The 20,170-nt window shown below is 73.5% G+C and carries 17 protein-coding genes; 7 read left to right on the forward strand and 10 right to left on the reverse strand.

Features of this window, described 5'->3' with window-relative positions:
• Nucleotides 1-32: 32 nt before the first annotated feature.
• From ABD665_RS10185 to ABD665_RS10195, 3 genes are read left to right on the forward strand one after another with little or no spacing between them, the layout of a single operon-like run.
• Nucleotides 33-962 carry a diacylglycerol kinase family protein gene (locus ABD665_RS10185; RefSeq protein WP_204910759.1) on the forward strand — a complete coding sequence of 310 codons (930 nt, stop codon included), beginning with the start codon at nucleotides 33-35 and terminating at the stop codon, nucleotides 960-962.
• 46 nt (nucleotides 963-1,008) lie between these two features.
• On the forward strand, nucleotides 1,009-1,923 hold the full coding sequence (locus tag ABD665_RS10190; protein ID WP_344742183.1) for an NAD(P)H-binding protein: 915 nt from the start codon (nucleotides 1,009-1,011) through the stop codon (nucleotides 1,921-1,923).
• A 7-nt stretch (nucleotides 1,924-1,930) separates the two neighbouring features.
• On the forward strand, nucleotides 1,931-2,689 hold the full coding sequence (locus ABD665_RS10195; protein ID WP_344742185.1) for a CPBP family intramembrane glutamic endopeptidase: 759 nt from the start codon (nucleotides 1,931-1,933) through the stop codon (nucleotides 2,687-2,689).
• Between the two features lie 242 nt (nucleotides 2,690-2,931).
• Here the strand turns inward: ABD665_RS10195 and ABD665_RS10200 are convergent, their stop codons facing one another.
• Genes ABD665_RS10200 through ABD665_RS10210 form a run of 3 tightly spaced genes read right to left on the reverse strand, consistent with a single transcriptional unit; the run spans nucleotide 2,932 to nucleotide 5,690 of the window.
• Nucleotides 2,932-3,138: a DUF6458 family protein gene (locus ABD665_RS10200; protein ID WP_204910758.1), complete on the reverse strand. Its 207-nt coding sequence runs from the start codon at nucleotides 3,136-3,138 to the stop codon at nucleotides 2,932-2,934.
• A 35-nt stretch (nucleotides 3,139-3,173) separates the two neighbouring features.
• The gene (ku, locus tag ABD665_RS10205) at nucleotides 3,174-4,109 is read right to left on the reverse strand and encodes a non-homologous end joining protein Ku (protein ID WP_204910757.1); all 936 of its coding nucleotides are present in this window, start codon (nucleotides 4,107-4,109) and stop codon (nucleotides 3,174-3,176) included.
• Nucleotides 4,110-4,136: 27 nt separating this feature from the next.
• Nucleotides 4,137-5,690, reverse strand: a complete 1,554-nt coding sequence (locus ABD665_RS10210; RefSeq protein WP_204910756.1) for a M28 family peptidase — start codon at nucleotides 5,688-5,690, stop codon at nucleotides 4,137-4,139.
• Nucleotides 5,691-5,866: 176 nt separating this feature from the next.
• On the opposite strand from ABD665_RS10210, the gene ABD665_RS10215 reads away from it, so the two are divergent.
• On the forward strand, nucleotides 5,867-8,449 hold the full coding sequence (locus tag ABD665_RS10215) for an ATP-dependent DNA ligase (RefSeq protein WP_204910755.1): 2,583 nt from the start codon (nucleotides 5,867-5,869) through the stop codon (nucleotides 8,447-8,449).
• Between the two features lie 48 nt (nucleotides 8,450-8,497).
• Here ABD665_RS10215 and ABD665_RS10220 read toward each other — a convergent pair whose 3' ends face one another.
• On the reverse strand, nucleotides 8,498-9,613 hold the full coding sequence (locus ABD665_RS10220; RefSeq protein ID WP_204910754.1) for a DNA glycosylase AlkZ-like family protein: 1,116 nt from the start codon (nucleotides 9,611-9,613) through the stop codon (nucleotides 8,498-8,500).
• A 104-nt stretch (nucleotides 9,614-9,717) separates the two neighbouring features.
• On the opposite strand from ABD665_RS10220, the gene ABD665_RS10225 reads away from it, so the two are divergent.
• The gene (locus ABD665_RS10225; protein ID WP_204910753.1) at nucleotides 9,718-10,587 is read left to right on the forward strand and encodes an LLM class flavin-dependent oxidoreductase; all 870 of its coding nucleotides are present in this window, start codon (nucleotides 9,718-9,720) and stop codon (nucleotides 10,585-10,587) included.
• 18 nt (nucleotides 10,588-10,605) lie between these two features.
• Here ABD665_RS10225 and ABD665_RS10230 read toward each other — a convergent pair whose 3' ends face one another.
• A complete protein-coding gene (locus ABD665_RS10230; RefSeq protein ID WP_344742190.1) occupies nucleotides 10,606-11,796 on the reverse strand; it encodes a cytochrome P450 in 1,191 nt (396 codons plus the stop codon).
• A 97-nt stretch (nucleotides 11,797-11,893) separates the two neighbouring features.
• Between ABD665_RS10230 and ABD665_RS10235 the strand changes: the two genes are divergently transcribed.
• Together ABD665_RS10235 and ABD665_RS10240 are read left to right on the forward strand one after the other, a co-directional pair.
• Nucleotides 11,894-12,646, forward strand: coding sequence for an ABC transporter ATP-binding protein (locus ABD665_RS10235; protein ID WP_344742410.1), 753 nt, complete (start codon nucleotides 11,894-11,896; stop codon nucleotides 12,644-12,646).
• Nucleotides 12,622-14,214 (forward strand): hypothetical protein, encoded by a 1,593-nt coding sequence (locus ABD665_RS10240; RefSeq protein ID WP_204910750.1) that lies wholly within the window; start codon nucleotides 12,622-12,624, stop codon nucleotides 14,212-14,214. Before ABD665_RS10235 ends, ABD665_RS10240 begins: the two co-directional genes overlap by 25 nt.
• A 108-nt stretch (nucleotides 14,215-14,322) precedes the next feature.
• Here ABD665_RS10240 and ABD665_RS10245 read toward each other — a convergent pair whose 3' ends face one another.
• The 5 genes from ABD665_RS10245 to ABD665_RS10265 form a co-directional block, all read right to left on the reverse strand.
• Nucleotides 14,323-15,150, reverse strand: coding sequence for an alpha/beta hydrolase fold domain-containing protein (locus ABD665_RS10245; protein ID WP_204910749.1), 828 nt, complete (start codon nucleotides 15,148-15,150; stop codon nucleotides 14,323-14,325).
• Nucleotides 15,151-15,305: 155 nt separating this feature from the next.
• Nucleotides 15,306-17,606 carry a maltose alpha-D-glucosyltransferase gene (gene treS, locus ABD665_RS10250; RefSeq protein WP_204910748.1) on the reverse strand — a complete coding sequence of 767 codons (2,301 nt, stop codon included), beginning with the start codon at nucleotides 17,604-17,606 and terminating at the stop codon, nucleotides 15,306-15,308.
• 178 nt (nucleotides 17,607-17,784) lie between these two features.
• Nucleotides 17,785-18,582 carry a VOC family protein gene (locus tag ABD665_RS10255; protein WP_204910747.1) on the reverse strand — a complete coding sequence of 266 codons (798 nt, stop codon included), beginning with the start codon at nucleotides 18,580-18,582 and terminating at the stop codon, nucleotides 17,785-17,787.
• Between the two features lie 278 nt (nucleotides 18,583-18,860).
• The gene (locus tag ABD665_RS10260) at nucleotides 18,861-19,634 is read right to left on the reverse strand and encodes a methyltransferase domain-containing protein (protein ID WP_204910746.1); all 774 of its coding nucleotides are present in this window, start codon (nucleotides 19,632-19,634) and stop codon (nucleotides 18,861-18,863) included.
• Nucleotides 19,631-20,170 carry a mycothiol transferase gene (locus tag ABD665_RS10265; RefSeq protein ID WP_204910745.1) on the reverse strand — a complete coding sequence of 180 codons (540 nt, stop codon included), beginning with the start codon at nucleotides 20,168-20,170 and terminating at the stop codon, nucleotides 19,631-19,633. The genes ABD665_RS10260 and ABD665_RS10265 overlap by 4 nt, the downstream gene beginning before the upstream one ends.

The raw sequence follows: 20,170 nt of genomic DNA on the forward strand, positions 1-20,170 counted from the left end.
TAGAGATGGTGTCAGCCCCATATCCTTCGCCCATGATCGAGACCCGCTGCGCCGTCGTGGCCAACCCCACGAAGCTGGACGAACGGGGCGCAGAGCTCGTGCGGCAGCGCCTGGCCGAGGCCGGCTACGCCGAACCCCTCTGGCTCGAGACCAGCGCCGACGACCCGGGCCGGGCGATGACGAAGGAGGCCGTCGAGGCGGGGGTCGACCTCGTGATCGCCGCCGGCGGCGACGGCACGATCCGGGTGGTCGCGGCCGGGCTCGCGGGCACCGACGTGGCCATGGCGATCATCCCGGCCGGCACGGGCAACCTGCTGGCCCGCAACCTCGGGCTCCCGCTCGACGTGGCCGGGGCGCTCGACGTGGCCCTCGGGTCGGACGAGCGCCGCATCGACACCGTGGTCCTGACCGTCGACGGCGGCGAGCCCGACCGGTTCGCCGTGATGGCGGGCACCGGCATCGACGCGATGATCATGGACAACGTCGACGACCGGCTGAAGAAGTTCATCGGGCCGGGCGCCTACTTCATCGCGGCCGGCAAGGCGCTGGGCCGGCTGCCCGTCCCCGTCCGGGTGACGATCGACGGCCACACCCACAAGCGCAAGGCGATCATCACCCTGATCGGCAACTGCGGCGAGCTGACCGGCAACCTCAAGCTGATCCCCGGCGCGCAGCCCGACGACGGCCTGCTCTACCTCTACGTGGCCTTTCCGTCACGGCCCAGCCACTGGTTCAAGGCGCTGCTCCGGCTCGTCACCCGGCGCCCGCGCAAGGACGACCACGTGCGCGTCTGGTCCGGCAGGCACGTCGAGATCCACCTGCAGGAGAAGGACGCGTACGAGCTGGACGGCGACGTCGAGGGCGAGGGGCGGGTCCTCGTGGCCGACGTCGACCCCGGTTCGCTGCGGATCCGGGCGTCCGCGGCGCATCGTGCGGTCGAGGCCGGGGCGAACAACTCCTGACGGACCGTACGCTCGCAGGAGCCCGGCCGAGAAGAAGGAGCACGACGTGCCGCTGACGGTCACGGTCACCGGAGCCTCGGGCTTCGTGGGCTCCCACCTGTGCCAGGCGCTGGTCGAGGCCGGCCACAGCGTCCGCGCGATGACGCGGCACCCCGACACGTACGACGGCGCGGGCGACCCCGTCTACGGCGACGTCTCCGACGCCGACAGCCTCGGCCCGGCGCTGGACGGGGCGGACGCGGCCTACTACCTCGTGCACTCCCTCGACCGCGAGGACTTCGAGGCGGCCGACGCCGAGGCGGCGCGCGACTTCAGCCGGGCGGCGAAGGCGGCCGGCGTGCGCCGCATCGTCTACCTCGGCGGTCTCGGCCGCGAGGACCAGGACCTCTCGCCGCACCTGCGTTCGCGGCGCGAGGTCGAGCACCTGCTCGGCGAGGACGGCGTCCCCGTCACCGTCCTGCGGGCGGCGATCGTCATCGGCCACGGCGGCATCTCCTGGGAGATCACCCGGCAGCTCGTCGACCACCTGCCGGCCATGGTCGTCCCGCACTGGACGACCACGCGGACCCAGCCGATCGCGCTGGCCGACGCCGTCGCCTACCTCGTCGGGGTCCTGGAGCCGTCGGAGGCGGAGGGCCGGACCTTCGAGATCGGCGGCCCGGAGGTGCTCACGTACAAGCAGATGATGCAGCGGGCCTCGATGGTGATCAAGAACCGGCCGCTGCCGATGCTCGCGGTGCCGCTGCTCACCCCGCGGCTGTCGTCGCACTGGCTCGCCTTCGTCACCGACGTCGACACCGAGACGGCCCGGAACCTCATCGACTCGATGAGCAACGAGGTCGTGGTCACCGACGACGCCATCACCCGGGTCGTCCCCCGGCGTCTGCTCGGCTACGACGACGCCGTGCGCGCCGCGATGGCCGAACGCGAGCAGGCCCTCGCCGAGTCGTCCGCCGACTGAGGCGCGGGTGGCCAGCAGGAGCACGGAGGCCCGCGAGGCCCGTGCCGCCAGTCGTCGCGCACGCCTCGCCGAACGGGCCGTGGAGGTCGTCCGTCCCGTCCTGATCGACCGCGTCGAGCGGGACCACCTGCAGACGGACGCGCAGTTCCTGAGGCGGCGCATCGTCGTCGCCGTGACCATCGTGGTCGGTGCGACGCTGCTCGGCCTGTCCTTCTCCACCGAGCCCGGCGACCCGTCCTTCTACCCCCTGACGTTCGCCCTCGCCGCGACCTGGGTCGTCGGCAGCCTCGCCTCCGGGCCGCTGCACCTCGGGCACATCGTGTTCCGCAGCCGCACCCGCCGCCCGATCGTGACGCCGATCGTCGTGGGGCTGCTGCTCGCCGCCGTCTTCGTCGTCGGGGGCCTGATCACCCGCGAGATCCCGCCGCTCGCCCGGTTCACCAACGACGTGCTCGGCTACGCGAAGGCCGGCAGCCTCTGGCTGGTCGTCCTCGTCACCCTGGTCAACGGCGTCGCCGAGGAGCTGTTCTTCCGCGGCGCGCTCTTCGCCGCCATCGGGCGGCGCCACCCGGTCCTGATCTCGACCGGCCTCTACGCCCTCGCCACCGTGGCCGGCGGCAACCCCGTCCTCGTCTTCGCCGCCGTGATCCTCGGCCTCGTCACCGGCCTCCAGCGCCGCGCCGGCGGCGGCGTCCTCGCCCCGATCCTGACCCATGTCACCTGGTCGACCGGCATGCTCCTCGTCCTGCCGCACATCTTCCGCTGAGTCGTACGCGGCTCCGGCCACGGCGTACGTGGCGGTCGGCAGGGCGTGCGTCAGGTGCCGGGCGGGGCGTACGAACCTCAGGACTTTCACGTAAACGTGAAAGACCGGTACTCACCACGGCAGATCTGCCGTGCAAGGCATCAGACTTCCGTGGTCACCGCGGACTTTCACGTTTACGTGAAAGTCCTGGGGCCGGTGGGGCGGGCGCGCGAGGGCACCCGCGCGAGGGGTGAGCGTGCGGCTCACTGACCGCGGTAGCGGGTCTCCTGAACGTTCTTGGTCCGGCTGCGCTGGGCGTTCACGATGATCACCAGGACGATGGTCAGAACGCCGGCGACCATCAGGATGGTGCCGAGGACGTCATCGTCGACGTACGGGATGTTGCCCGTCCACGCGAACTCGAGGATCGCGCCGAGCACGATCAGCACGACGCCCGTCCCGATTCCCATGCGTCCAATCTAGGCGGGACGGGACGTGGGCCCGGTCAGGCCGACTTCTTGGCCGGGGCCTTCTTGGCGGCAGCCTTCTTCGCGGGGGCCTTCTTCTTGGCCGTGCTCTTCTTCGCCGCGGTCTTCTTGTCGGGCTCGTCCTTCGTGTCCTTGGCGGAGGACGACGACGAACCCGCGCGCTTCTGCCGGTTGGCCTCGACGCTGCGACGCAGGGCCTCGACGAGGTCGATCACCTGGCCCTTCTCCGGCGCCTCGCCCTCCTCCTCGCCGAACGTGGCCGCGGTGTCGAGGGCGTCGCCCTGCTCGAGCTTGGCGGCGACGAGCGTCCGCAGCTGCTCCTGGTAGTCGTCGGTGAACGACGCCGGGTCGAAGTCGCTCGACATGTTCTCGACCAGCGACGACGCCATCTTCTTCTCGTTGTCCGACACCTTCGGCGGCTTCTTCACCGCGTCGAAGTCGGCCTCGCGCACCTCGTCGTCCCACAGCAGCGACTGCAGCATCATCACGTCGCCGTACGACCGGAGCGCGCCGAGCCGCGTCTTCTGGCGCAGCGAGAACTGCACCACCGCGGTCCGGTCGGTCTCCTTCAGCGTCTCCAGCAGCAGCGCGTACGCCTTCGCCGCGTTGGCGTCCGGCTCGAGGAAGTAGCTGCGGTCGAAGCGCACCGGGTCGATCTGCTCGGTCGGCACGAACTCCACGACCTCGATCTCCCGGCTGCGCTCGACCGGCAGCGACTTCAGGTCCTCGTCGGTGAGGACGACGGTGGAGCCGCCCTCCTCGTACGCCTTGTCGATGTCGGCGTAGGCGACGACCTTGCCGCAGACCTCGCACTTCCGCTCGTAGCGGATGCGCCCGCCGTCGGCGTCGTGCACCTGGTGGAGGCTCACGTCGTGGTCCTGGGTCGCGCTGTAGAGCTTGACCGGCACGTTCACCAGGCCGAACGTGATCGCTCCGGTCCAGATCGCCCTCATCGCGTGCCTCCCGTCGAGGCCGCCCGGTCAGCGGACGGCGTAATTGCCCTTGTACGGCAGCGCGGCGGTGCCGGCCTTCGCGGAGCGCTGACCCGGGTTCGCCACCCGGCTGCCGTCGGGGTAGATACCCGTCTTCGACGTCGCCAGCACGAAGGTGGCGTGCGCCGCCGCGTCTCCGAGCTCGTAGAGGGCCTTCTCGTTCAGGTTCGTGACGTCGTCGCAGGCGGCGTGGTAGCAGGCGTCGTACGGCGCGTCCGCGGTGCCGCCGAAGATCTTGGCCTCGTCCTCGGTCTTGATCCCCTCGGCGCCGCTGAAGAGCCCGCCGGCCGGGATGCCCGCCGCGATGAACGGCCCGTAGTCCGACCGGCCGTCGAACGCGGTCGGCGCTGTCGCCAGCTCCTGCCCGGCGAAGTAGTCGGTGAAGATCTTCTCGATGCCCGCCGAGCCGGCCGGGCCGGCGTCCGGGGTGTCGGAGCCGTCGCCGTCGTAGACGAACCGTACGTAGTTGGGCGAGCCCACCATGTCGAAGTTGAGGTTGGCGTAGATCGTCGAGAGCTTCTCGGGCGACAGCGAGCTGACGTAGTGCTCCGAGCCGAGCAGGCCCTCCTCCTCGGCGCCCCAGAAGGCGAAGCGCACCTGGCGCTGCAGCTTGCCCTTCTTGGTGTAGCCGAGCTTCTTCATCTGCTCGGCGATCTCCAGGATCGTGGAGCTCCCGCTGCCGTTGTCGTTGATCCCGGGCCCCTCGAGGACCGAGTCCAGGTGGGCGCCGACGACGACCGTGGTGCCGGTCTTCCCCTTCGGGGTGTCCGCGAGGATGTTCTTGGTCTTGAGGGTCTCGGACCGGGTCGACGTGGTGACGCGGACACTCACGGGACCGTCCCCGGCCTCCGCAACGAGCGCGTTCCCGGTCGCGAAGCTGACCCCGACGACGGGGACCTCGACGGGCCCGCCCAGGGTGACCCCGGTCAGCAGCTCGTCGCGACCCGGCTGGCCCTCGTTGAAGATGATCACGGCGTCGTAGCCGGCCGCCGTCGCGTTCGCGACCTTGACCGCGAAGTCGCAGGTGCCGCGCTGCACCAGCGCCACGGCGGGCGTGCTCGGCGCGGTCGTGAAGTCGTCGGCCGCGCAGCCCGAGGCGCTGGAGGGCTCGGGGGTGGGCGGCAGCACCGTCCCGCCGGCGACGGCCAGGGTCCCGGTGACGTCGCCGCTGCCGGAGTAGTCGACGGTCGCCGTCTCGAGCTCGCCGGCCGTCGGGCTGACCTCGCTGAGGGTGGCCGGCGCGAGCTCGGTGTAGAGCGGGAACTCGAACGACTGCGTCTTGACCTTGAGCCCGGCCTTCTTGAGCTTCTTGGTCACGTACTTCACGGACTCGTCGTAGCCCTTCGTGCCCGAGGCCCGGTTGCCCTCGTTCTTGGCCGCGATCGCGTACAGCGCCCGTTCGTGCTGCAGGATCCCGTTCACCGTCACCGCCTCGCGCAGCTTGCTCGAGTCGACGGGGTCGGCGGCGGCGGCGGGCACGGTCGGGGCGACGAGCGCGGCGACGGCCAGGGCGGCCATGGCGGCGGCGGCGGGCTTCTTCACGGAGGGCTCCAGTTCCGGTGGGGCGGACGGTGCCCCGCATCCTGGCAGGGCCCGGAGCCCTTGGGAAGAGGCAGGTGATCACCGATCTGCAGGCCCGGAGCGAAGATCAACAGCCTGGCTAAGCAAGATCAGGTCGACCCCCGGACGCCGAGGACCGCGGCGCGTTACCCTCGCGTATGGCCCGAGCGGCGCCGAGCAGCGCGAAGAGCCAGACCGTCACGGTCGACGGCCGCACCCTCAAGCTCACGAACCTCGACAAGGTCCTCTACCCCGAGACGCAGACCACCAAGGGCGACGTCCTGGCGTACTACGCCGAGGTCGGGCCCACGATGCTGCCGCACCTCTGGCAGCGCCCGGCGACGCGGAAGCGCTGGCCGGACGGCGTCGAGGCCGCGACCGTCTTCTTCGCCAAGGACCTGACGGCGGGCACGCCGGACTGGGTGCGGCGGTTCACGATCCAGCACCGCGACCACGACAACGACTACCCCGTGGTCGACGACGTGGCCACGCTGACCTGGATCGCGCAGCTCGCGGGTCTGGAGATCCACGTGCCGCAGTGGCGCTTCGCCGCGGACGGCACGCCGCAGAACCCCGACCGCCTCGTCCTCGACCTCGACCCGGGCGAGGGCGTGACCCTGGCCGAGGCCGCGGAGGTCGCGCGCTGGGCCCGCGACATCCTGCGCGACATCGGCCACGACCCGGTGCCCGTGACGAGCGGCAGCAAGGGCATCCACCTGTACGCGCCGCTCGACGGCGGCCAGACCCCCGAGCAGGCCACGGCGGTCGCGCGGGAGCTCGCGCTCGCGCTGGAGGCCGACCGGCCCGACCGGGTGATCAGCAGCATGAAGCGGACCGAGCGCGACGGGAAGGTCTTCGTCGACTGGAGCCAGAACAACGGCGCGAAGACGACGATCTCGCCCTACTCGCTGCGCGGCCGGTCGCACCCCTGGGTCGCGGCGCCGAGGACCTGGGAGGAGCTCGAGGACCCCGAACTGGCCCAGCTGACCTACGTGGACGTGCTCGCGCGGGTCGCCGAGCAGGGCGACCTGCTCGCGGCCCTCGCCCCTGATCTCGGCACCGCAGACGCCCCCGGTCCGGACCGGCTCAGCACCTACCGGAGCATGCGCGACGCCCGCCGCACCCCGGAACCCGTGCCCGCCACCCCGCCGACGCCCGCCGCCGGGGACGGCGACCCGATCTTCGTCATCCAGGAGCACCACGCGCGGGCGCTGCACTGGGACTTCCGGCTGGAGCACGACGGCGTCCTGGTCAGCTGGGCCGTGCCCAAGTCGCCGCCGACGGACCCGAAGAGCAACCGGCTGGCGGTGTTGACCGAGGACCACCCGATGGAGTACGCCACCTTCGAGGGCGGGATACCGCACGGCGAGTACGGCGGCGGCCAGGTGACCATCTGGGACTCCGGCACCTACCGCCTGCACAAGTGGCGCGAGGGCAAAGAGGTCATCGTCACCCTGCGCGGCCGGCCCGACGGAGGTCTGGGGCAGGTCCGCCGGTTCGCCCTGATCCACACGGGCGGCGGCAAGAACGCGAAGGGGACCAAGGCCGACCGGAACTGGCTGATGCACCTGATGGAGACCGACCCCGACGACGTGCCCGCCGAGCCCACTTCCTCGACGCCTCCCAAGCCCATCTCCTCCTCCACACCCCCTGGGCCCGCTCCTGTTACGCCCCCTGAGCCTGTCGAAGGGCCTCGCAGAGGTCGGCTCCCCGCCCCGCCCCCTGCCGTCCACGACTGGGCCGACACCGACGCCGACAGCCCTGACGCCTTCCCCGCCGAGGTCGACCCGATGCTGGCGACGCTGACGGACGGCAAGAACTTCGGGCCGGAGGAGGGCTGGGCGTTCGAGATGAAGTGGGACGGCGTCCGGGCCGTGGCCTACCTGGCGGGCGGCCGCGTCCGGCTGCTGAGCCGCAAGGGCCGCGACGAGTCCGCGGCCTACCCCGACGTGGCCGGGCCGCTGTCCCGGCTCGACGTGCGCAACGCCGTCCTCGACGGCGAGATCGTCGTGACCGACGCCTCCGGACGACCCGACTTCGGGCTCCTGCAGAACCGCATCAACCTCAGCCGGGCGAGCGACGTCGAGCGGGCGACGCAGACGTGGCCGGCGCAGCTGATGGTCTTCGACGTCCTCGAGCTCGACGGCGAGCCCCTGCTCTCCCGCCCGTACGCGGAACGGCGCGAGCTCCTCGAGGGCCTGGGGCTCGACGCGCTCGGGGACCGGGTGCACGTGCCGCCGGTCTTCCACAGCGACCTCGAGGCGGCCCGCGAGATCAGCCGGCAGCTCCGGCTGGAGGGCGTGGTGGCCAAGCGGACCGACTCCCCCTACGCGCCCGGGCGGCGCGGGAGGACCTGGCTCAAGATCAAGAACTTCCTCACCCAGGAGGTCGTCGTGGCGGGCTGGCGGCCCGGGCAGGGCGGGCGGAGCGCGACCTTCGGGTCGCTGCTGATGGGCGTCCCCGGCCCGGACGGCCTGCACTACGTCGGCCGGGTCGGCTCGGGCTTCGACGGCGCGACCCTCACCGAGGTCCAGCGCCTCCTGGACGCCCGCGCCACCACGACCACCGCGCTGGTCGACGTCCCGCGCGAGGACGCGCGCGACGCGCACTGGGTGACCCCCGACCTCGTCGGCGAGGTCACCTACGCCGAGCTGACCGGGCCGGGCCGCATGCGGCACCCGGTCTGGCGGGGGCTGCGCCCGGACAAGGACGCCGCCGAGGTGGTCTGGGAACGCCCCTGACGGCAGTGGGGAGGATCTGGCACCGCAGCGGTGCCGGATCGTCCCCGATCAGGTCCAGGCGACGGCGGTGAGGCTGACGCCGCGGTGCGCGGCCAGCCGTTCGGCCTGCTCCTCGACCAGCGCGCGGACCACCGCCCCCACGGGCTCCCAGGCGTCGACCGTCAGCGCCAGCCTCCGGCCGGACGCCTTCGGCCGCCACGTCCCGACCACGTCGACCCCGACCAGCACGGCCCCCGGGCGCCCGATGGTCGGCCACAGCCCCTTGTGCCGGGCGCGGTCGGGCACGACGAGGTCGCGGTCGCGGGCCTGCAGCCACAGGTCGAACGGCCCGAGCAGCCGGACGAGCCCGTCGGTCACCGCCGGTCCCGGGAGGTCGGGCAGCACGGACGCCGGCGCCCCCTCCACCTCCACGGACTCGGCCTCCGCGGGCCAGTGCGCCTTGACCAGGGCCGGCGGCGCCTCCAGGAACGTGGCCGTCGCCGCCGGGGTCGTCGGGCCGCACAGCCGCACGTACGCGTCGACCACCCGCAGGTGCGGCGGCGCCTGGTCGGGGTGGCCGAGCACCGGCGGTCGGTCCCAGCCCGGCACGGGCCGCAGCACCGGGGGCGAGGTGCCGGGCTCCAGCTCGAGCCCGGCGGCCAGGGCGGAGAGCCGGAAGGGCTGCTCGTAGACGTGCTGCGCCTGGCACGGCCCGCACCAGCGCTGGTACTCCTCCGGCAGGCGGGCGTTCAGCGCGCCGGAGACGTCGCCCTTGACCGTCGGCTCCCGAACCAGCTCCCGCATCGCCGCCGCGACGACGCCCATGCCCTCGCGCATCCCGACGCCCACCGCGGCCAGCGGCCGGTGCGCGTCGAGGGTGCGCTTCCGCGCGTCGGCGTCGTCGTACGGGGCGGTGGCGTCGACCACGCCGGGCAGGTCGGCCCGCCGGTAGACGTGCGGCGCCCCGCGCAGGGTCCAGACCAGCGCGAGGTCCGGGCTCTGCGCGAGTGCCGCCGGGCTCTCGACCGGGACGCCGCGGTTGGCCAGCGCCCAGCTCGCGCCGTCCCGGCCGGTGTCCTGCACGCCGAGGTCGAGGACCCGGGCGTCGGACAGCGGGCGCAGCGCGGTCGGCCGGTCGAGCTGCTGGACGGCCAGCCGTCGCGCCAGGGCCTCGTACCGGTCCACCCGACCTCCTCGAGCCGTCCGTCCCGTGCCCGTCAGCCACCCGGCCGACGGGTCCGTCCGACCCTAGCGAGCGCGAGCGGCCCCGTCAGGAGCAGGATGACGTCGTGACTCCCGTCCCCGCCATCGGCCTCTGCTTCACCCCCGACATGGCGCCGGAGACGCTCGTGCACCTGGCGCGCAGCGTCGAGAGCGCGGGCCTGGACGAGCTGTGGGTGTGGGAGGACTGCTTCAAGCAGAGCGGTGTCGCGTCGGCCGCGGTCGCCCTGGCCAGCACCGAGCGGATCCAGGTGGGCATCGGCCTGATGCCGACCCCGCTGCGGAACGTCGCCCTCACCGCCATGGAGGTCGCGACCCTGACCCGGCTGTTCCCCGGGCGGCTGCTGCCGGGCGTCGGGCACGGCGTGCAGGAGTGGATGGCCCAGGCCGGCGTCCGGCCGAAGTCACCGCTCGGGCTCCTCGACGAGTACGCCACGGCGCTGCGGGCGCTGCTGGCGGGCGAGACCGTGACGACCGACGGGACGTACGTCCACCTCGACGGCGTCCGTCTGGACTGGCCCCCGGAGGTCGTGCCGCCCCTGTTCGTCGGCGGCGCCGGCCCGAAGTCGGTCGCGCTGGCGGCACGCCTCGGCGACGCCTACATGGCGCCCTGCGCCTGGACCGATGCGCACGTCGCCGACGTCAGCGCGATCGTGACCGACGTCCGCGGGCCCGGGCACCCTTTCGTCTACAGCGAGATCATCGCCACGGGCCCGGGCGCGCAGGAACGTCTCGACGCCGACCTGCCGCGCTGGGGCGGCGAGCCGGGCCAGGGCATCGGCACGGCCGGCGACGCCGACGCGCTCGTGGCCTCCGTCCGCCGGCTGGCCGGTCTCGGCGTGAACCACCTCGTCTTCCAGCCGACCGCCGACGAGCCGGACCTGGACGGGCTCGTGTCCCTGGTCGGCGAGGTGCGGACCGCGCTGCACGCCGGCTAGGCCGCCGGGGCCGGTTCGTCAGACGGGCCGGACGCGCACCTCGGACCAGCCGCGCAGGACGAACGTCGGCCGCCGGGTCGCCGACACGAGCGCGAGCCGCGGCCACCGGCGCCGCAGGGCCGCCACGGCGACCTGGAGCTCCAGCCGGGCGAGCGGGGCGCCGACGCAGAAGTGGATCCCGGCGCCGAAGGACAGGTGCGGGACCGTCCGCGTGGGGTCGAAGACGTCGGGTTCCGCGAACCGCAGGGGGTCGCGGTTGGCCGCGCCGAGCAGGGCCGCCACCCGTTCGCCCGGCACCAGGTCGACCCCGGCCACGGTGCACGGCCGCACGACCGTCCGCTCGAAGAGCTGCAGCGGGGCGTCGTGGCGCAGCATCTCCTCGACCAGCGGCGCGACCTCGGCCTCGGGCGCACCCGCGCCGAGCCAGGACACCAGCCCGTTGCCGAAGCCGTTGACGCTGGCCTCGTGGCCCGCGTTCAGGAGCAGCACCACGGTCGCCACCAGCTCCGCCTCACTCAGCCGGTCCCCGGCGTCGCGCACCGCGACGAGGTCGCTGACCAGGTCGTCGGCCGGCCGCACGGAACGCTCGCGTGCCAGCCCGACGACGTAGGCGGCGAACGCGTCGGCCGCCGCTCGGGCCGCCGCCTCCGCCTCCGGGCTCGGGTCCAGCTCGTACATCGCGACGATCGCCTGCGACCACGGCCGCAGCAGGTGCCGATCCGCCTCGGGCCAGCCGAGCAGCTCGGCGACGACGAGGACCGGCAGGGGCTCCGCGTAGGCCTCGACCACGTCGAACGACCCCTCCGCGGCCAGGGTCGCGGCGCCGTCGTCGAGCAGCCCCGCGGCGAGCTCCTCGACGCGCGGGCGGAGGCGCTCCACGTGGCCGCGTCCGAAGGCGCTCGCCACCAGCCGGCGCAGCCGGGTGTGGGTCGGCGGCTCCACCTCGAGCAGCGCGTGCTCGTGCAGTGCGTTGAACGTGTCCCACTCCCCCGCCGGCCGACCCGGCCGGGGGACGCGCATCGTGTAGGTGCGGCCGAGGTCGCGGCTGCGGAGCACGTCCTGCACCGCGTCGTACGACGTGGCCAGGCGGGCGCCCAGGCCCTCGTGCCGCGGCAGCGGGCCGAGGCCGCGCACGGCCGCGAGCGCCGGGTACGGATCCGCCCGGAACGCCGGGTCGGTGAGGTCCAGCAGCCCGTCCGCGTCCGCCACCCGCGCTCCTCCCGCCCGTCGGCGGGCCGGTGCCCGACGCGGCGTCGACCGTACGCCCGCGGAAGGGGGATGTTTGACTGGCGGCATGCCGACGGCCATGCAGCTGACGGGCCTGACCAAGGTCTTCGGCGCCAAGCGCGCCGTCGACGGCCTGGACCTCGACGTCCCGGCCGGCTGCCTCTACGGCCTCGTCGGCCCCAACGGGGCGGGCAAGACCACCACGCTCTCCATGGCCACGGGCCTGCTGCGGCCCGACGCCGGGACCGCCCGCGTCCTCGGCCACGACGTCTGGGCCGACCCCGTCGCGGCCAAGGCCCTGATGGGCGTGCTGCCCGACGGGGTCCGGCTCTTCGACCGGCTGAGCGGGCGGGAGCTGCTGGGCTACGTCGGCCGGCTGCGCCGGGTCCCGACCGCCGACATCACGTCCCGGTCCGGGGAGCTGCTCGAAGCGCTGGGACTGACCGCGGACGCCGACACCCTCGTCGCCGACTACTCCGCCGGCATGACCAAGAAGATCGGCCTGGCCTGCGCGCTCGTCCACGCGCCGCGGCTGCTGGTCCTCGACGAACCCTTCGAGGCGGTGGACCCGGTCTCCGGCGAGGGCATCCGCTCGATCCTGCGGAGCTACACGCGCGACGGCGGGACGGTCGTCCTCTCGAGCCACGTGATGGAGCTCGTCGAGAGCCTGTGCGACGAGCTGGCCGTCGTCGCCGAGGGGCGGGTGCTCGCCTCCGGCCCGCTGGACGCGGTGCGCGGCGGCCTCACCCTGCAGCAGCGGTTCCTGGAGCTCGTCGGCTTCCGCGCCGGCGGCGGCGAAGGCCTCTCGTGGTTGCGCTCCTCGTCGGGCTGAAGCTGACGCTGCTGCGCAACAGCCTGCGCCGCAGCGTGTGGCGCACGGTCGGCCTGGTCCTGGGCGCGGTCTACGCGCTGGGGATCGTGGTCGCCGCGTACGCCGGCCTCGTCGCCCTGCGCTGGACCTCCACCACGGTGACCACCCAGGTGACCGTGCTCGCGTACGCCGCCCTGACGCTCGGCTGGCTGCTGCTGTCGCTGCTCGTCTTCGGGGTGGACGAGACGGTCGACCCGGCCCGGTTCGCGCTGCTGCCCGTGCGCGCCCGGGAGCTGGTGCCGGGCCTGCTGGCCGCCGCGCTGGTCGGAGTGCCCGGTGCCGCGACCGTGCTGCTCGCCCTCGGTCTCGTCGTCACCTGGGCGCGGACGCCGGCGCTCGCGGTCGCCGCCCTCGTCGCGGCGGTGCTCGGCACGCTCACGTGCGTGCTGCTGGCGCGGACGGCGACGTCGGCCTTCGCGGCGAGCCTCTCGTCGCGACGGTTCCGCGACCTCGCCGCGGTGCTGCTCGCCGTCGTCGGTGCGGGCCTGGGCGTGGGGATCAACGTGCTCAGCCGTGCGGCGGTCGACAACCTCGACGACCTCGCGGGCGTGCTCGACCGGCTCGTGGCCGTCGCGTCGTGGACGCCCTTCGGGTGGGCGTGGGCGCTGCCCGGCGACGTGGCGCGCGGCGCCTGGGCTCAGGCGGGCCTGCACCTGGTGCTGGCCACCGCCCTCGTCGCCGGCCTGGCCGTGGCCTGGACCCACGTGCTCGGCCGGCGGCTCACCGAGCCGGGGACCGGGGGTTCCGGGTCGGCCACGGTCGGGCGGGCCGCGTGGGTCGAGCGGCTCTACCCGCCCGACGCCGCCGGTGCCGTCGCCGTGCGCTCGCTGCGCTACTGGCGCCGCGACCCGCGCCACCTCGCGACCCTGGCCAGCGCGCTCGTCACGCCGCTCGTCCTGTTCGTGGTGCTCGGCATGAACCCGGACGGCGCCACCCGGCTGACCGTCTTCGTGCCCGCCGTCCTCGCGCTGCTGATCGGCACCAGCGCGGCGCAGGACCTGTCGTTCGACGGCAGCGCGGTCTGGCTCCACATCAGCACCGGCGTCCCGGGGGCGGACGACCGGCGGGGCCGGGTGCTGGCCTCCCTCACCGTCTTCGGACCCCTGCTCGTCGTGATGCACCTGGTGGTCGCCGCGGTCAGCGGCGCCTGGTCGGACCTGCCCGGCGCGGTCGGGCTCAGCGCCGCGCTCACCCTCGGCGGGCTGGGCGTCGGCTCCTGGGTCGGCGCCCTCTGGCAGTGGCCCGGCCCGGCCCCCGGCGAGAACCCCTTTCAGCGCGGCAGCTCGGGCGGCCTCCCCGCGCTGGCGTCGGCGATGACCGTGCTGACGGGGACGTTCGTCGCGGGGCTGCCCGCCCTCGCGCTCGTCGTCCTCGGGGTGCTCGTCGACCCGCTCTACGGCTGGGCGGCGCTGCCCGTGGGCCTGCTCACCGGCCTCGTCCTGCTGCGCGTCGGGATGGTCCAGGGCGGCCGGCTCCTCGACCGCCGCTGGCCCGAGGTGCTGCGCGCGGTGTCCGAGCGCGCGGCCTGAAGGCGAGGACGCCGACCACTGCGTGGCCCTTTGACAGGCTCAGGGGGCGTCTCCGAGGGATGCCCCCTGAGCTCGTCGAAGGGCCTCGGAGAGGTCGGCTCGAACCGCTCAGGCGTACGCGCGGCGCAGGGCGTCGGTGCTCCAGCCGACCGCCCGGCGGGCCGACGGCAGGAACTTCGTCAGGTAGTGCGAGGAGTGCACGTGCCCGTGGGCGCGGTAGGTCTCGACGGGCACGCCGGCGTCACGGAGGCGGGCCGCGTACGCCTCGCCCTCGTCGCGCAGCGGGTCGCAGCCGGCGGTCAGCACCGCGGCGGGCGGCAGGCCCGTGAGGTCGGCGGCCGCGGAGGGTCCGGCGTACGCGTCCGCCAGCCCGGCCGTCCCGCCCGCGAGGTAGTGGCCCCACCCGGTGGCGACGTCCGCGCGGCCGATCCCGAACCCCTCCGCGTACGTGTCCAGCGAGCGCGAGCGCATCGTCGGGTCGAGCATCGGGATCTCGAGCAGCTGCAGCCGCAGCGCCGGACCGGACCGGTCGCGGGCCAGGAGCGCGACGGCCGCGGCGAGCCCGCCGCCGGCGGAGACGCCGCCGACCGACAGGCGCGCGAGGTCCACCCCGAGCGCCCCGGCGTGCTCCGCGACGTGGACGAGCGCGGCGTAGCAGTCCTCGAGCCCGGCCGGGAACGGGTGCTCCGGCGCCAGCCGGTAGTCGACCGAGAACACCTGGCACGGCACCGTCCGCGCGTACCAGGCGCACAGCGGTCCGTAGGACTCGACGCTGCCGGCCCAGTACGACCCGCCGTGGATCAGGACGTGCGCGGGGAGCGCGCCGGAGGCACCGCTCGGGCGGTAGCCGCGCAGCCGGACGACGCCGTCGCCCGTCGGGACCTGGTGGTCCACGACGGTGAGCGGCCCCCGGCCGGCACGGGTGACGTTCGGCATGGAGAGCGGGGACCGCTCCCCGGCTTCCCGGCGCTCGGCCACGGTCGTCGCGCGGGACGGCCGCAACCGCTCCGCGAGCCCGGTGACCGCGAGCGCGGCGCGCAGGACCGGGAGCGGCCGCTCGTCCGACCCGTCCGGCCGGCTTGGCGCGGTGCTCAGTCCCGGACGCTCGCCTTCTCGGCCCCGCGGACGTGCGACACGAGGTGCTCGCCGGGGCAGAGCACGAGCAGCGACTTGAACTCGTACGGGCCGAGCCGCACGCCGAAGCTGTAGAGGTCGTCGACGACGCCGATCTCCTCGTCGGTGAACATGTCGACGAGCACGCTGCCCGGGACCAGCTCCTCCGACCGCACGCCGCCCGAGACCTCCTCGCCCGAGAAGTTCAGGACGGTGATCTGCTCCGCGTCGCTGAGCTGGTGGACCATCACGAGCATCGCCTTGTTGGACACCGGCGGCACGTCGAGCTGGATGCCGGTGGCGATCCCGTAGCGCTTGCGCACGGCGAGGATGTCCCCGAGCTGGCGGGCGAAGGACCGCGGGTCCTCGAGCTGCGACGGCAGGCCGCCGTAGAGCGAGACGCCCTTGGGCATCTGCATCAGCGACTCGGTCGCGTCGGGCCGGTAGTCCATGAGGTCGTACGCCGACCGGTGGATCCAGCGGGTGTCGCCGTCGCCGAGGAGCCGGGCGATCTGGCGCCGGTCCAGGGTCAGCGAACCGACCAGGTCCCAGCCCGACAGCGCGAACACGCCGGGCTGCAGCGCGTTGAAGGCCGCCAGCAGCAGGTGGGCCTGCTTGATCCGCTCGACCTGCTCGTCGGTCAGGTCGGTGATCGAGGTGAAGCCCATGGACGCCGCGATGATCGTCGCCGTCGTGGACGCGATGCCGTTCTGGGTGAACGTCGCGTTGTACGGGCCGGCGTCGCCGGTCAGGTGCTCGAGCAGGTCGCCGCGGATCTTGACCGCCAGGTCGCCGCCCTTGATCGGGGCGCGGTGGTAGGTGAAGACGTCGTCGCGGTGCAGCGTCGCGAAGTGCACCAGCTCGTAGGTCATCTCGTCGTGGTTCTGCAGCGCGTGCACGAGGGAGGCGGGCTCGACGCCCATGTCCTTGGCCAGGTTCAGCGTCAGCCGTACGAACGCGGTGTCCCCCGTGGCCATGGCGTGGTGGTAGGCGGGCCGGTTCACGAAGTCGTACGACAGGTCGGCGCCGCGCTCGGAGGTCGCCTTGATGTCGTCGATCGTGAGGTTGAGCTCCTGGAAGGTGAAGCCGCCGACCTTGCGGACCATGCTGGCGATCAGCTGGTTGGCCGCCTCGGAGAGCGGGTGGCCCTCCGACCAGGCCGGGGAGTCCTCCTGGCTCTTCTCGACGCCGAGGAAGCCGTTGGCGTCGAGCCGCAGCGCGCCGCTGCCGAGGTCGCCGAGCGAGTGCAGGGCGTCCCCGATGACGAGCCGCATGCCGGCGAAGCTCGGGTCGAGCCAGTTGATCGAGGGCTGGCCCTCCTTGAAGTAGTGCAGGTAGACCCAGCGGTGCTCCTGGCCGTCGGGCCCGAGGACCGGCGGCGTGACGCTCCAGTTGGTGTCCTTGACGCCGGGCTCGTAGAAGATCACCCGCTGCAGGCGGCCGATGATGTAGCCCCGCTTGGCCAGCATGGACTCGCCCTCGGTGTCGAGGTTGATCGAGTCGCGGCCCTTGGGGACCTTGGGCAGCAGGTGCCAGTCCTTCTCGTCGATCTCCACCATGTGGTAGATCCCGGGGAAGTCGCCGACCTTCATCTCGGCCAGGCGGAAGTCCGCGCCCTTGCCGGTGTGGCCGGGGACGATGTCGTCGATGATCATGCCGAGGTGCGCCGCGGCGACCTCGGTCATCGTGCGGAACTCGTCCTCGGTGCCGAACGCGTCGTCGATCTGCGTGCTGATCCGGTCGAAGTGCCCGTCGACGCTGGGCGTCGACTCCCAGCCGAGGATGCCGCCGGCCTTCTTGAGCGGGCCGGTGTGCACCCCGTCGATGCCGATCGACTCGAACGCCGCCCAGAGGTCGTCGTCGCCGAGGGTGCCGAGGTAGGAGGTGCCCGGCTTGGTGATCATGGAGATCGGGTACGCCGTGAACCACACCGACGCCTTCTCGATCGCGGCGCGCGGGGCGGGGTTGGCGTACGGGTTCTGCCACATGCTCCCCTGCCCGGAGAACTGCTTGGCGAACTCGTACGCGTCGACGAGCATCGACTGCTCGGTCAGCCACGCGACGTAGTCCGGGTTGTCGCCCTTGGGGCGGCCGGAACGTTCCTTGGGGCGCCGGGGGAAGAGCCCGCGGAGCCGGCCGCGCGGCCGCAGCCGCTGGGGGCGGGCGGGGTAGCGCGCCTCGTCGAAGCTGATCTCGGGCTCGCGCACCTCGCCGTTCGCGTCCGGCGTCCGGGCGTCGGCCGTCTCCTCGGCGTCGGTCTCGGGGCGCGTGTCGGTCATCGATCTCCTGAGGCGTGCGAGGTGTCCGGTGCAGCGGGGTGGAAGGCGCGACGAAGGGCCTCCGCACGTCAAAAGTAGTGCACGCGGCGGACTTCACGGGGGCGGCGTCAGAACGGCGCCGGACGTGGACGGGGACGGGCTCCGACCGGTCCCCGGGCGGCCCCTCGGTCCCCCGCCGCTACTCCGCGGGCGGCGGGTTCTTCAGGGTCGACGCGTGCAGCTTGAAGGGCGCGCCGGTGGGGTCGAGGAGGTCGGCGATCCGCCCGAACGGCGTGTCCTGGGCGCTCATCAGCACCGTCGCCCCGTGCTCCACCGCAGTCCGCTCGGCCGCGTCGGCGTCCTCCACCCCGAGGTAGACCGCCCAGTGGCTCGGCACCGCGTCGGGCAGGAAGCGCGCGGAGTCCATCACCCCCGCGACCTCGGTGCCGTCCACCTTCGCCGTCAGGTAGCGGAAGTCGTCGGAGTCGCCGGTCACCTCGTAGCGCCAGCCGAAGACCGTCGCGTAGAAGTCGCGGCTCGCCCCGAAGCTCTTGCTGTGCACCTCGCTCCACACCACCGAGCCGGGCTCGCCGTGGCGGGTGAACCCCCGGTGCTCGTCCCCCTGCCAGAGCCCGACGACGGCCCCGGCGGGGTCGACGACCACGGCGGTGGACCCGAGCCGGCCGAGCGGCATGGGCGGGGCGAGCACGGTCGCGCCCGCCTCGACAGCCCGGGCCACGGTCGCCTCGACGTCGTCGGTCGCCAGGTAGGTGCTCCAGGTGTCCGGGCTGCCCGAGTCGCCGCTGTTGCGCATCAGGCCGGCGACCACCTCGCCGCCCGAGCGGGCCAGCGTGTAGCCGCCGAGCTCCTCGCCCAGGTCGGTGAGCTCCCAGCCGAGGACGGCCGCGTAGAAGGCGCCGCTGCGCTCCGGGTCGGAGGTGAAGAGGTCGACCCAGCAGGGCGTGCCGGGTGCGAACGGGGTGCTGGGGTTCGTCACCGGGTCACCCTAAGCGCGGGCGGACCCGTGGACGGGAAGGACGAAGCGCCTCCGTGGTCGACGCCCCCGGGGACGGCAAGAGGGTGACGGCTCGCGCCGTCACCCTCCGCGACCCGGGTCCCGAGGTCGCCCTCGTGACCGCTGAGCCGTTGCCGGACCCCCGAGCCCGGGTCCGCTCCCCACAAGCGGGTGCTCCGGGCTGCTGCTGTGGCCCCCCGACCGACAACGGTGCCAGCATCCACCCCGGGGACCTGGCCGTCAAGCGTTTCTGAGGCTTCTCAGGAACTGGACGTCTCCGCCGGCCGGCGGCCCACGAAGAACTCCCGCGGCAGCCGGTCGTCGGTGGTCACCTCGGCGACCGAGCGCGCCTCGAAGCCGGCGTCGGCCAGCACCCGCAGCCAGGTCTCGCGCGGGAAGAGCCCCAGCACGTGGGTGTCGTGGGCCACCCGGACCGAGCCGTCCGGCGAGCGGAGCAGGAAGGCGTACTCGGTGGTCGTCGTCGAGTCCGACGGGTCCGGGTCGGTCGACCAGGACAGGTAGCGCACGCCCCGGCCGTCGGCGGCGTCGCGTCCGCCGTGCTCGGTCCCCGGCTCGAAGTTCTCCGCGATGTCGTCGGGCACGAGCACGGCGACGCCCCCCGGACGGCAGTGCACGTACGCGGTCGCGACCGCCGCGCGCAGGTCGTCCTCGGTCGTCATGTACTCGATGGCGTCGTGCACGAAGACGGCGTCGAAGGTGCGTCCCAGCCGCAGCGTCCGCATGTCGCCGGCGAGGTGCTCGCAGTCGGGGTTGAGCTCGCGCGAGACCGCCAGCATCTGCTCGGACAGGTCCACGAGCGTCATGGCGAAGCGCTGCTGCAGGTGGTGGGCGTTGCTGCCGCCCCCGCTGCCCAGCTCGAGCACCGTCCGGGTCGGCGGCTCGGCCCCGGCCAGGAGCTCCGCGGCGAAGGCCGCCTCCTCGACGTGCTCGTCCGGGGAGGAGATGAGGGGCCACCAGGGCGCGAGGTCGCCGTAGAAGACGCCCCCGCCGACGGCCTCGACGGGCTCGGTCACGCCACGCCCGCCCGGTTGGCCAGGCCCTTGACGTACGCGGCCTGGCCCAGGTGCTGCAGGGCGTCGCCGATGACGCTGACGAGCCGGATCGACGCGGTGACCGGCGGCTTCCAGCTGTCGTCGACCACGCGCGCCAGCTCGGCCGAGCCCTCGCCCGCGTCGATCCGCTCGAGGTAGTCGAGGGTCAGCCGGTGCACGTCGGCGTGGTACCCGGCGAGCAGCTCGCCGCTCGCCCGGACCTCGGCGGCCTCCGCCGCGCTCTGCCCGTAGCCGGTCGCCCACGGCCCGAAGGGCAGCGCGAACCGGTCCCGCCAGCGCGGCCAGACCTGCTCCTCGTCCGCGATCCCGGCGACGTGGTCGTCCTGGATGCGGGTCAGGTGCCAGACCAGCCAGGCGATCGAGTTCGCCTCGTCGTCGGCCCGCCAGGTCGCGAGCTCCGGGCTCAGGCCGTGGGTGAGGCCCTCGACCAGGTCCTTGACCCGCGTGAAGGAGTCGACCAGCAGCTCGCGCACCGGGTCGTGGTTCGTGTCGCTCAT

Origin of the sequence: Microlunatus spumicola, assembly GCF_039536445.1 — a bacterium.
Classification (GTDB): domain Bacteria; phylum Actinomycetota; class Actinomycetes; order Propionibacteriales; family Propionibacteriaceae; genus Microlunatus; species Microlunatus spumicola.

What these genes read in the sequence shown, in the direction of transcription:
- ABD665_RS10185 (WP_204910759.1), top strand. Translation starts at nt 33, where the DNA reads ATGATCGAGACCCGCTGCGCCGTCGTGGCCAACCCCACGAAGCTGGAC.
- ABD665_RS10200 (WP_204910758.1), bottom strand. Translation starts at nt 3,138, where the DNA reads ATGGGAATCGGGACGGGCGTCGTGCTGATCGTGCTCGGCGCGATCCTC.
- ku (WP_204910757.1), bottom strand. Translation starts at nt 4,109, where the DNA reads ATGAGGGCGATCTGGACCGGAGCGATCACGTTCGGCCTGGTGAACGTG.
- ABD665_RS10215 (WP_204910755.1), top strand. Translation starts at nt 5,867, where the DNA reads ATGGCCCGAGCGGCGCCGAGCAGCGCGAAGAGCCAGACCGTCACGGTC.
- ABD665_RS10235 (WP_344742410.1), top strand. Translation starts at nt 11,894, where the DNA reads ATGCAGCTGACGGGCCTGACCAAGGTCTTCGGCGCCAAGCGCGCCGTC.
- ABD665_RS10245 (WP_204910749.1), bottom strand. Translation starts at nt 15,150, where the DNA reads ATGCCGAACGTCACCCGTGCCGGCCGGGGGCCGCTCACCGTCGTGGAC.
- treS (WP_204910748.1), bottom strand. Translation starts at nt 17,606, where the DNA reads ATGACCGACACGCGCCCCGAGACCGACGCCGAGGAGACGGCCGACGCC.
- ABD665_RS10265 (WP_204910745.1), bottom strand. Translation starts at nt 20,170, where the DNA reads ATGAGCGACACGAACCACGACCCGGTGCGCGAGCTGCTGGTCGACTCC.